The organism is Acinetobacter sp. ABJ_C4_1 (genome assembly GCF_044538495.1).
Lineage (GTDB): Bacteria > Pseudomonadota > Gammaproteobacteria > Pseudomonadales > Moraxellaceae > Acinetobacter > Acinetobacter nosocomialis_A.
The window spans coordinates 1-14,191 of the sequence record NZ_JBIUCQ010000022.1 but is presented as its reverse complement, the minus strand read 5'-3'; the positions used below and the strand labels follow the sequence as shown (position 1 = coordinate 14,191).

Here is a 14,191-nt window from a genome sequence, read left to right as displayed (position 1 = left end):
TCAAAGCAAGCGCCTGTGCACCTATTGGACGAAACTTCTCATCCAATAATCCTAAATGACGTAAGTACTCTGATTGAGCCTTGTCTCCAGCGAAAATATTAAAGTTGATAAAATGCGTATTGCTCTCATTATTTAAGATAAGATCTTCTTGAGTAATATTTTTTGGAACAGGACTCGTGGCTGAATTACCTAAATCATCTTGGCGCAGTTCATAATAATCAATCTGAGCCTTTAACGCATTTGGATCACCAGCCCATTTAGAAGTATCACCATACCATTTTTGCATTTGCTCAAAGAAAGATAATACGCTTGCTTTCGTTTGGTAACTTTCACCAGCTTTCGATAATAAAATGCCAGTTGCTAAATTTGCAGTAAGACTAAGGACTTGAATACTTTCTTTAATAGCAGGCGCCTGATTTTCAGGTCGTAATAAGCCTGCATCTTCTAAAGCAGCTAACCAACCCTGTGCCCATTGAGTTTCATCTGCTGCTAATGCTTTCAAATTTGTACTAGCAGACTTATCTTGTAAAATCGCATTACGCATTTTTAATGCATGTTTGATTTGATCTTGAATAAATTCATTGCGGGTAATCGGTGTTGCCGCTGCAGCAATATTAAAACGAAAGTCTAATGCGAGCATTTCTGTCTCAGTCAGACGGTTTTCTGTATCTAAGAAACGTTCTGCAAGCCCGCGTCGAATTTTATTTAGATCTAAAACTCCTCCATCTAATAGACCTTGTGATCTCCACTCTGGATGTATGATATAGAGTTGCTCACGTAACCCTTCAAAATCCATTTTTAGCCATTCTGCCAAACCTGGATAAGTTTTAATATTAAAGGTAAATCCAGTATAGCCAGCAGCATTAACATCAAAAGCATAGCCAGGTGCTAAGTTAATTCCAGCAGTATTTAATGTTCCATCTAGGCTTGCCCAAGGAATTTGATTAATTTTACTTTTATCAGTTGGAGTAACACCGTATTGCTGTGTATTTGCCTGATCGCCAACGACTATACCTGACGGCTGCCCCCCTACATTTGAACCAAAAATTAAGAAAGGTAAATTTAATCCTTCAATCAGTGATTCGTTATAACCCATCTCCACAGCAGCAATATCTAGACGGACATAGGGTGTATCAACATTGGTTAAACTTTGAAGAGAAACACTGTAAATACCTGTTTCACCTGGGGCGATTTGGCTTAACCCACCTAAACCAATAGTGACATCTGGTTCAATCGCACGTTCAACTAAGTAGTGATATGGCTCAACAACTCGGTCACCATTTGGATTAGTCACTATAATGTCATATAAGCCATGTGGTATTTGGCGTAAATCAAATATTGCACGGATATGTGTAGCATCTAAAACTTGCCAACGCTCTGGTTCGACTTCATAAACACCAGGACGGCTGAGCTTGACTAAGGCGCCAGCAGCAAATTGAGCACCATAAATATCCATGGTTACCCAACGATAGTCATCTGTATCTGTACCTGTACCACCCTGATCTGGCGTCACTTTAGTGATAGATAATGGCAAAGTTTCCGCAAGGATTGTTGCAACAGTATCTTTAGGAGAGTTGCTCGCTTTTACAAGAATATAATAAGTACCCGCCTGTGTAGTTGGAACCATCAACTCCTGATCAGGAGAATTAGGTACGGTATAAGCATAATCATATTGTCCTGCACTCGGTACGGCTTCGTAACGGATATACAGCTCCGTAGAACCTTTCAATGCACTAGAGTCTAGACGAACACGAAGTGTTTCACCCTGTCCAACCTGAAGTTTGTAAAGATACTGATCACCACTACTTAATACCAAGTCAGTGCTAGTATTCAACAGTAAGTTAGGAACTGTTACGCTAAAAGTAGTGGCTGAAACGGTTTCATTATTCGCTTCAGCAGGGGCAATATTTAAACCTGTTTCGGTATAAACAATATCGCCTTCATATACTTCGTTATAAATATCTGGGCGAACAACAATGTACCATTGCCCATCCTGAATCATTGGTAAAAGTGCATCAACAAAGCCAGTATATTGTTGATGAGCATCTAAACCACCTTGACGTGTAAATCTTCCCAACAAAATATCCTGGTTATCCCAGCTATTATTTCTAGACAGATATACCGCATCTGACCACTGACCATGAGCTTGGTAATCAGCTACATTTTTTACAGTGTATTCAATACGAACTTTTTCACCTGTTTTTACTTGCTTAGGCAATAAAACATCAGTGACCTGTAAATCGACTGGATCAGGTTGAATGATTAATAATGGCTGTTCAGACGTAAGCGTATTATTTAAATCATTTTCAAACTCTAAAACTTTACCTGTTGCTCCACCTCGATAATAAGCGGGGTCTGTTACCACAAATACATAGTATGTCCCTTTTAGTTCTGTAGGAATTTTTGCTTGAATAGAAGCTGAATATTCAGCATTTTCAGCCAATCCACCACTATGATCCACGAAACCTAAAAGTTTATCTTTACTTAAATCTAATACTCGGTCAGTAGATAAATAAATGAGATCAGTCCAAGCACCTTGATCTGAAGGCGTTCGTCCTCCAAGATTTTTGACTTTATACGTAATATCAACCTTTTGCCCCGAAATGACACTCGTTGGGCTAGTAACGTCTACAACTTGTAAATCAGGTGGACTAACATAATTAATTGTTAAAGCAATTGATTTTTCATTATTCGCTTCGTCTTTAAACTCTAAAACAGCTCCTTGATCATACTTAGATAACTTATCAAGTGTATGTAGTGATTTTCGAATACTTGAAGATGCAGAATATCCAAAAACATAGTTAGTATCTGCTTTAACAATAATATTAAAATCCCCACCGATTGCCGATGGTATGGTAAAGGTAGCCGCTTGAGTATAACTCTCACCAATTTTTAGAACATCTACTTTGCCTTCTGCATTTCGAATAAGTGTTTGCTTAACTTTCAGGCTAACTTCGGATTCATTACCACGATCAACTACTGGATAATCTGACTTATCAATAGTTTTATCATTTGATAGATAGATACCATCAAACCAAGAGGATACACGTGTATCACGACTCCCTTCATTTTTAACTGTCCAGCTAACTGTAACAGTATCACCAGCATTTGGATTCGGATTAGAAATCTGAATATCTTTAATAACCAGATCGGGTTCGCGATAAACAATATTTAATGAAGCTCCAGACACATTGTTCTGTGTAATATTCTTCTCAAATACGGTTTCTTGATAAAGCCCTGAAGCAATTTCGTTATAAGTACCTTCTAAAACATCTCTGTTAAAATAGGGTTGATCTAAATCTAATTTAGCGTCACTTAATACAAAAATATAATATTGCCCATCGTAACCGACCGGTACCTTAAATTGGCCAGTTGCAGTATAACTCTTGCCTGTTTTTAGACCTTGTGTATTAGAATGCTGCACAGCACCTATTAGAGTTGAATACTGTGGGATATATTCTGGATAAGCACTGATAACAATATAATCATTCCATGATCTTGTACCAGCCCAAACATCTGCACCCTTATTTTCTACAGTCCAAGTAACATTAATAGCTTCACCTGAAAATACCTGTTGATCGACTACAACCTGAGTAATAGCCAAATCTGAAGCAGATGCTGTCACCTGTGAAGTAACAGCAAATGTATTATTCTGTTTGTTTTTTTCTATTTTTGATTTGCCATTAGAGTCTTTTAAATCAGTTACATTAGTTTGTACAACCAAGTGAAGACCTGTCACCGATGGCGCTAATAATGGAACCGTCTGCTCAACAGTGTAAGTTTCGTTATAACCTAATTTTCTCTTTTGAGAAAACTCACCTAACTTCCATTTTATTGTAGCTTTAGATAAATCAGCTTGGTCAGCTAACCAAACTTCATCAGTCCAAGAACCGTCAAACTCATCTGCAAGATTCTTAACCGTATAACTAAATTGATAGCTTCCTCCAGCAACTGCCTCTCGAGGTGCCTGAATATCAATTACAGAGAGATCTGGAGGTGCAAAACCTAAAATATCAATAGCTCTGGCTTTAAAATTATTGTTATCAACCTGATTCGGATCATCAGGATTGATATTCGTCGCAAGCGTATCTTCTAAAATTGCATCGTAAGTATCGCTCCAGACAGTAATATAGTACTTACCTGAATATATTCCCTCAGGTATAGTTACTGTGACTTGCCCTAGATAATCTTCACCGACCTCAAGATGACCAGTATGGCGAATATCACCTAACTTAATGTCACCTTTTGATGGATTAGGTTGACGTTTATCTACAGTTAACCAAACACTATCTACCCAACTATTAATATTGCTCTGATCGCCTTGAGTTTTTGCCGATCCCTTATTTGTTACCTTGTAGTCAACTGTAATTTTACTACCGTGACTTGCTTGATCTGGTGCAACTACATCACTTGTCACCAAATCAGCAAAAGGTATAGGTTCAATATAAAGTTTTTCTACTCGAATATTATTGTTTTCATTTGGATATTCATCTAAAACATTACCAGAGTCTGCTACCGCAATAATGTAAACATCACCTCTATAACGTAAAGGTACAGTAAATTCATCAGTAATAGTTGTATAACTCTGAGTAGGCGCTAAAGCTGCTCCACTGCTATAACGGCCTACTAAAATATCATCTGAACTGAGAGTTCCATCAAGCGATAAGTATACTGAGTCACTCCATTGAGTATTCGTCACTAAAGGACCCATATTACTTACTGTAAATTTTACACTTGCTTTACCACCAGCAATAACTTTATCTGGTGCTTCAATTGCTGTAACTCGTAAATCTGGTTTTGGATTTAGGTTTATACTTAAAATATCATCTGAAACCAAGCTATTATTTTGACGTGCGGTAGCATACTCATAAATTTGACTCGCTGAATTTTTACCTAGTTCAGCATTAGTGACAACTTCTAAACGCCACGCTCCCTCCATACGAGAAGGCAGGCGAACTTTTTCAGTGCGGCTATAAGTCTTACCTGACTCTAAACCTTGAGTATAAGTATAACTACCTAAAGAAATTGCTGGTTTACTGCCATCGAGAGAAATCAGGCGAAGACTATCCGTCCAACTACCCTTTGCATTCTTTGGACCTTGGTTATTAACAGTCCATGTAAACTCAACTTCTGAACTTTCAGTTGCCGTATCAGGTAAAGTAATACTTGTTACAACAAGGTCAGGATATTCAGCAAGTTGTACTGGAATAACTAAACCAGTTTTTTGGTTATTATCATTATGAATAAACTCAAATACACTAGAACTAACATTCGTACCGACGTTTAAATAATAATTTCCTGACAAACCATCTGGTAGTGTAACTGTAAGTGAGTGTTCATAACTCTGATTAGCTGCCAAGTAACCTAAATGTTGAACTGATCCAAGATCCCATGATTGCCCTTTCCCATCTGCCTGACTGCTTAGCCATACACGGTCTAACCATAAATCTTTGTCTGTAATACCAATACCGTTATTACTTACTGCCCATCGAACAGTTGTTGATGATCCACTCATCAAATTTTCTGCATTATCAATTGATAACGAAGTTAATTGTAAATCAGCATAAGCTTTTGGCATTACATCAACAAGATGATCGAATTCCACTGTATTATTCGATTCGAGATCATTTTCCCAAACTTGCTTTAAGCTATCTGTTTGAACAAAAACGTGACCATGTCTAGTAAAATTAGGACCAAAACGATACTGAATAGACGAGGTATAACTATTGTTTTTTTCCAAAGCTCCATCATGTACAACTTTGCCTAAAACAATATCATCTGAGTTACCGATAATATCGTCAGTAGAATAAATAACGGTATCTGTCCATGTCGTGTTTAATCCAGTGCCTGTTCCAATGTTAGACACGGTCCACTCAACACTTAAAGAAGCAGGATCACCAATAACTTGGGTTGGAGCCTTAATATTGCTTACGATCAAGTCTGCATATTCTGCTTTAGCAATCTCTAGACTTTGTTGATACTGATTATTTTGTTCAGCATTGTATTCAAAGTTTTTATTGTCAGCATCAGTAACAATAAGTAAACGCCAACGTCCAGATAAACTTTCAGGAATTTTATAATTTAAAATAGATGAAATAGATTGCTGACTCTCTATTGCTGAGTGAACTACTTCGCCAATTTTAATATCTTTATAATCAATCACATCATCAAGTGATAAATAAACGATATCTTTAACCTGAGCAGCTTTTGTAGTTCCCTGATTATACGTTGTCCATGAAATATCAATATTTTGTCCACCTTGTAAAAGCCCTGTTGTTTTTACATTACCAACAACAAGATCTGGGCTCACAATTTCAATGTTTTGTGTACCTTGATGGCTTACTAAATCTAGCTCACGAACATAATTATTAGCATCAGAAATAACTTCTAAACACCAAGTTCCTAAACTAAGCGCAGGTACATTTATCGTTATTTGCTGTTTAATACTTCCTCCTTTTTGAATGCTGCGATTAAAAGAAGGTGTTGCTAATACATAAGTTTGGGTAGGGTTTGTGATATTTACTAAACGGAGATGATCATATACAAAACCTGTAAAGTCAGCTGTACCCACGTTAGTCAATGTATAAATCAATTGAACCTGATTTCCAGACTGCCATTGTGTCTCGACTGAAATATCAGATACTTGAATATCTGGAAGTTTTTCCGCTTCTAGAGTAATTGCAGTTTTCGCAATATTATTTTCTGTATGCTCAGGTTCATAAGTTGAACCAAAACTATCTGTTTTCACAAATAGATAGTAATTTCCAGCTGCTAATGAAGACTGAATATCTAAATATGCTTCATATGACTCATTTAATCCCAAATATCCTAAGTGAGTGACTGACCCTAAAGCGACAGCCGTAGAATCTAATATCGGCTTAGACGAAATATAAATTGTATCTACCCAACGATTAGTATCCGTAGGTAAGTTTCCTTTATTGGTTACTTTCCAAGTTACTCTTCCAGACTCATTGATACTTAAATTATTAGGAGATATTAAAATTTCAGGAATAAGATCAGTAAATGTCTTAATAACATTTATCGTATTTGAGATTAACTGATTATTAGCTCTCGTATCAGGCTCTTTAATACTTTGATTAATATCACTAATGATAGCAATAGAATATTGACCTTCTAAGCGAGAAGGAATTTTTACAGATATATTCTGCTGATAAGTTTCACCTATAGCTAATTCCTTAACTCTATTAAAGTTAGCAAGTACAATATCATCTGCATTACCTATAATTGCATCACGACTCAAAATTACTCGATCAACCCATTGACCTGAGGCAGCTCTATTCCCCTGATTCGTGACATTCCATTGAATTTGTGTAAATGCCCCAGAAGCAACTTCTGTGGGTACCACAATATTTGAGACTTTCAAATCTGCATAAGTTTGTGCTGTAGAAGAAAATTGTGTACTTAGACTATTATTGGCTTCTGCATCAGCTTGATTATTGACTTCATAAATAGCACCTTGACCTACAATATTGCTATCAGCAATAACCTCTAAAATAAATTGACCAACCCCAGAAATTCCTTCTGGTAAATTAAAACTGAAATGGCGATTTCTTGTTTCACCTGCTAACAATGGCTCTGCTTCTTTGCCAGTAAAGGCAACTGCAAAATTAAGGACAATTTTTCCAGCTGAACCATCAGTATTTTTCTCTCTAACAATAATACGATCTTGGTAGTTTTTTGGCGTTACAACACTACCTTGGTTAACATCTTGCCAATTTAATGTAACCTGATCACCTGCTTGCAATTGTTGTTGTTCAATTTTTAAATTTTTAACAATCAAATCAGGACCAGCAACTACCTCTAGCTGAGCTTTATTATCAAACTCTAAAGAACCAGTTCCATCGTATTCAGCAATCGTATTCAGCGCATCAACTTTAACAGTAACGACAAATCTTCCAATTGAATTATTTTCTGATGGCCAATTAAATGCTATTTGTCGAGAAGCAAATTCCCCATTTTCAAGATTCTGAGAGTTGTAAGTAATATCTTGACGAGTAATAACCGCACCTGTAGTTAAGTTAGTCACTTCTACATGCTCAACCCAAGAACCTTTAGCAGTACTTTGTCCTATATTTTTCGTGATCCAGTTTAGGGTTACTAAATCTCCTGCCTGCCAATTTGCATTTGGCGTTAATGCAAGCTGATCAACAACGAGGTTTGGATAATCACGTAACGTACTATTAAAAATAGAACTAAGATGATTATTTTGTTTTGTCTGGACAGTCTCTTTTTGCGAATTAAAATAATCACTGTCAATAATTACTTCAAATTCCCCAGCACCTAATTTACCTTCAGGTATACGAATATAAGATTTTCTTAATACACTTTGCTGAGGTAATAAAGCCCCTGATTCTTGCTCTATATAAGGTATAAGGCTCTGCGCTAAAATTTCACCTGTTGATTTACGCTTAATCAGAACTCGATCAGTAAAATCTCCGAAAGACGCTTGCTGACCTAAATTGCTGAGCGTCCACTGTATTTCCAATAAACTACCAGATTGAATATTTTGTTCTTGATAAGGTTCTATTACGATATTGGTTACATTCAAATCCGCTTTTCTTTCAGTGTTGTTAAGGTCAATAATAAGCGGTTGAGACGGCGCATGAACATAAACTGTCATACGGTAAGGTAATTCGATATCACGAGCATCCGATTCATCTAATAAAATCGTATATTTTCCAGAAACAGTAGCAACAAATTCTGATCCTAAATTATTCAAATCTGATCGAGAAATTACCTGAGACCGCCCATAAGGATCAATAACTATTAAATTAGTAGAGTAATTATATCTCCATTGCCCATTGTAGTATCCATAAGATGGTGCAATTACATCTTCAAAATCAATGAAAATTCGATCACCTGTATTAGCCTCTATTTGATACACCTGTTTCTCACCTAGAGGAGTTAAACGATTTTCTATGACTTTTCCACTCTCAATTTTTTTTGTTTGAGTAAGGTCAAGTAATTTAAATCCGTAATTTTTAGTGCTAAATTCTTGTGTAAAAATTCTAAGTTGATAATTACCAGCACCCAATATAATTGGATTATAATAAGAATTTAAACTATAGTTTCCAATTGTAGTACCAGCTTGATTAATAATTTGTAGAGTAACACCACTATTATTAATATAATTTAACTGATCAAAATAAAGTGTAGTACTTTTATCAAGTTTTAAACTATATAAATGGCTTTGATTACTAGCAGTTAAAATTCCACTTGTTACTTCATTTATATTAAAAGTATGAATATTAGTAGAATTCTTGTCGCCTAACCAATCTATTTGAAAAGTTACCTGCCCCGCATAGTTAAATCCATCAACTTCATCATAATAACTTCCATTAGAATCAAAAACTATATAATAATAACCAGCACCACTTAGATAAATAGCATTAGAATCAACATTAGCCGAATTATTAATAGATGTAACTAATTGTCCAAAATGATTATATATTTTATAATTTAGGATATTTCCAGAATACAAAAGACTATTAAACTGAATATAACCTGATTTCTCTACATTAAATTCATAAATATTATTAGCCTGACGCGTTAAACTATTAGAAGTTGTAACCGACTGTCCAATATCAATAAGAGTCTTATTTTCTGAAATATTAATCCATTTTAGACTCACTGTACTTGATGAATAGCTAGTTAAATTACCTCTTACAACATAACCACCTGCTTTTAAAAATACTAAACCATTAGAACCAGATAAAACCTGACTACCATCTTTTAAGCTAATAGTTTTAAATGTACCATTATAGAAATTTTGATAAGATGAGTTAATTCGATCCAAGTAATACAAACCATCTTCTTTAACTTCAAAATAAAATAGGTCCTGATCATTAATACCATTTAAAACTGTGCCATTCCATGTATTTTCATAAACTATATCTTTAGTAAAAACCTGAGGTAATACAAAGTTTACAATAGGATTTAAAGCTCCCAAACGACGTGCAATCTGGATAGAGTTTTTCCCAACTGTACCTGCAATAAGATTAGAATTATCCTTTGCGTTATAATTATTATTTGAAGATGCACTTAGACCAATATAGTAAACACCCGTAGTTGGAACAATATAACGATAATTATTATACGCATCTCCATATTGGGTACTATATACTTGTTGACCATTTGCATTAAAAATACGCGTAAGAAAACTATAGTTAGTATAAGCGTTAATTGCCAAAGTATCGCCAGCTATAAGCATGACTTGATACATATCCACATCTTTATTTGTATTGGCACCATCACCTATATATGTTTCTATTGTATACAACGCACCTTGAGGTACAAATATTTCTTGAGCTGTTCTTAGAGTTTCACCTGCATCTGAAACCGTCGTTAGTTTACTATTTTTGCGTTCAAAATATAGCTCTCTTTGAACTAATTCTTGTTGGCTGGTAATTTTTACATAATAAATATCAGTAGAGGTTATAGAAAAACTACCTTCCTGATTTACTACATTTAATTGTTCACCATTTTTTCCTAAAAGTGCTATTTCACTATTTTCAAGTCTTACAAAGAATTGATCATCCTGATTAAGCATAACACGATAATAACGCTCCGTTGAAACGGGTTGATCAACAAGAAGTGTCTTTTTACCATCAATAAATAACTCTCTTGCTTCAGAAATATTAGAACTTAAGCTTCCAGAATTATCATCAAAAATATAATTGGCATAAAATTGATAAGCGCTATCATTATCGTTATTTGAGCTAATTTCTAAACGGTACTGCCCAGCTTTCAAATAAATCTTTGCGACTTGGCTTGTCGTTAAATTATTGTACTGTGAAAGTAGATTATTATTTGGTCCAAATAACTTTAGATACATTGAAGACTGACCAAGTCTTAAATCTTTTAAGCTAAACCAACCATCTTTTTCTAAATCAAACTGATAAGAATGAGTGCTATCTGATGTATACAATGTACCTAACGTAAGTTGATCAAAAACTATAGAAGTAGTTGTATTCTCTACAGGATAAATCTGAGCAGTAATATTTTTTTCTACTACGGAATTATCTGTTCTTTTTACTAATAAATATAACTTTTCAGCATTAGCAATAAATGAAGGCGCAGTATTATCAGAATAACTATTATTAACTAAAATACTTCCCGACCCATCAAAAATAGAATAATACAAATTACTTGAATTATAAAAATCAATATTATATTTTTTACCAACTTCAAAATCTAATACATAAATTGCTAATTTTTGATTTACTGCCAACTTTGCAGATACGGCTTCACTACTATTTAAAATTTGTGAATTATCTTGCAATGACAATAACTTAAGTTGATAACTACCTAATGCTGTTCGATCTGAATAAAACTCAAATACATGATCCCCAGCCGGTAAAGAAATTACCTGATATTGATTTGAAGTTAAGCTAATTCCTCTTTGTTGACCAGTTACATCTTTTAGATATGCATAACCGACGTTACCCGAAATAGAGTCTAAAATTATTGTTTGAGTTTGTTCCAAATGTAATTTATAACGATGTACTTCACCTGCTTCAGATAAAGTACCTGCTATAGACTGGTTAAGCTGGATCTCTTGAGTAATTGTTTGTGGTGTACTAATTCGAATTGTTGTAGATCTGGCTTGTTGACGCTGTGACTCATTAGATCCATGAAGTGATAAATAATAAATACCATCTTTTTTTAGGTTAACTTTCACAGCATAATCATAGTTATAATACTGGTTACTGAAAGTAATATTATTACCTAAATCATCATATAAATACCAAGCTGCATATTGAGCTAGATTATTACTATTACGTGGATCGATAACCCAATTTTGACCAGCTTGACCAGTAATTTTCCAAACCGTTGTTTCAGCACTTTGATTTACAGTTTTAGTCACAAGTTGATCTAAAGGTAGTTCAATTGCCTGTTTTAAATCAGTAATAGTGAAGTTAAATTGGCGTGCTGTATTTGAATAGTTAAAACTATTAAGAACAACTAAATCATAGCTACCTGCATCCAAAGTAAGTATTTTATTTCCATAAGTATTACCTGCACTTAAACTCCACAATATATTAGTTGAGTAAGTTGGTTTAAAAATAAAATCTATACCATTACCCAAGGTCGCCAAATTTATTTGAGTTTTCTCTGTAATAGTAAATCGGTATGTTTTTTGGTTATTATCTACATAATTAACTGAATCACTAACAAAATCACCAACACTATAATTATTTATTGCTTGTTTATTTTTCAATGAGAATTGAACTTTATTATTGTAACCTCTTAACTGCCAATTATTAGCATATGAATATTCTTGGCCTGAAGTTACTAAATAGTAATCTCCACTTATATCAACTTTTAAATTCGCCCCCTTATTTCCATCCAATGTATAAACTAAACTTCCACCTTTATTAAATAAATAGTATTTTAGTCTTGAGCTATAAAAATAGCTTTCACTACTACTAGAATACGAATAACCAAAAATTGTATTTAAATCGTATTCTTGGCCTTTCACTAAATTTAATTTTAAAATTTTATCTGGGATACTATTGGTATAGTTTACGGTAGCATCTATACTTTCGCTAATATCTTGTACAGGTTTAACTTTAGATATTTTAAAATTAAGCTTCCGAAGCTGATCAGTAATAAGCTGTGTATTTGTTATTTTTAACGTATATTGACCAGAATTTAAAAAATATGCTTTTTTATTTCCATACCAATAAAGTTGTTGGGCAATATCTTTTCCATTTTCATCAAGTAATTGATAAGTATATTCAGTTTCATTTGGTAAAAACTCAACCAAACCAATTGACTCAACATTAAACTGTACACTTCTAGTTTGATTTTGCTTATAAAATTCAACTACTGAATCCAACTCTAAAACAACTGGTATCGCTGAAGTAGCTTGTCCTACTAAAGAGAACTGGAAATTATTAATGATAGCGCTACTACTAACAGTGTAAATAATTAATTTATAATTAGTAAAATACTCATTTAACACTAAATCAACAATATTACTATTTAAAATACCATTTTGTATTAGTTGACCTTTTAGATTATAAAGTCGATAATTTAAACCATCCCAACTTGTGGCATTCTGAGCTTTAATATAATAATTTTTTTCTTGTTGAGTGCTAAAATTATATATAAAGGTAGGTTGATTAGCGAAATCAACTGTATTTACAGTGTTCTCCACTAAATTTGATGTTTGATTTATAACACTAAAAGTAAAGTTTTCTGGTTGTTTAATTCCATAAAATTCAATACGATAATTTCCTTTGATTAACCATTGCATAAACCCAGTAGTATTTATACCACCTTCAAAAACAATGCCTTTATCAAGATCAATAATTTTTCCATAATTAAATGGTAGTTTAGTGAAAGTAAATGCATAGGTATCTGATTGATCTACTTGAAATTCAAAAGCCAAATTTTCTACGACTTGTTGAGCAGAAATATTATTTGCCTTATTCAATTGGATAGGTTGAGCCACTACAGGAGCGACCACTGGAGATACGGTATCTATGATATTTACAGATAAGTCTTGAATGCCTATTCCATAGTTTGTAAATCCAATATAAACCTTTTCATGGTAAGACGTATAAAAGTCTAATTTAATTGTATTTTTACTACCATATGCGAGTACATTACCCAAGCCATCCCATACGGTGACATCCAAATCAGTAGATAATGCTTGATCAAAAGAAATCGTATATTTTTTATTTTTTTCAACATTTAAAAAGTATTTATTGCTCTGTACCTCGGGCAATTCGACAGAAATATTTTTACTTAGTTGTAACTCATCAATTATTTTTTCCGAATGAATAGTTATTTTTTGTTTGATTTCTTCAGAAATATTTTTGTTAATGACAAGCTGATAATGACCTTTTTCTAGATAAAATGACTGAACTTTTCCTAGCTGATTTCTTGAGATATCTAAACTTATATTGTTCCCAACTAATTTTATGTCAGTTGCATATCTAGAACTATCTACATCAATAAAGTAAACTCCCTCTTCTTCAACATTAATATTATTAATTATTTTTTTATAATTTAGATTATTATCAACATTTAACTCTATAGGTGTAACAGCATTTAAAATTACATCATTACTTTTAACTAAATTATTTTTATTAACCTCAGTTAAATTTGTTTCAACCTTATTATCAAAAATCCCACTATAAACCAACCATAAGTACTTAGC

General features: G+C 33.7%; 1 protein-coding gene (cut by a window edge). It reads right to left on the bottom strand.

Annotation, left to right across the window (positions count from 1 at the left end; translation table 11 throughout):
• Positions 1-14,176, bottom strand: partial view of a CARDB domain-containing protein gene (locus ACIF8R_RS17635; RefSeq protein WP_396482288.1) — the 5' portion only. 17,777 nt of this gene lie to the left of the window's left edge; the window shows 14,176 of its 31,953 coding nt (coding positions 1-14,176); it begins with the start codon at positions 14,174-14,176; its stop codon lies off the left edge, out of view.
• Positions 14,177-14,191: the final 15 nt, after the last annotated feature.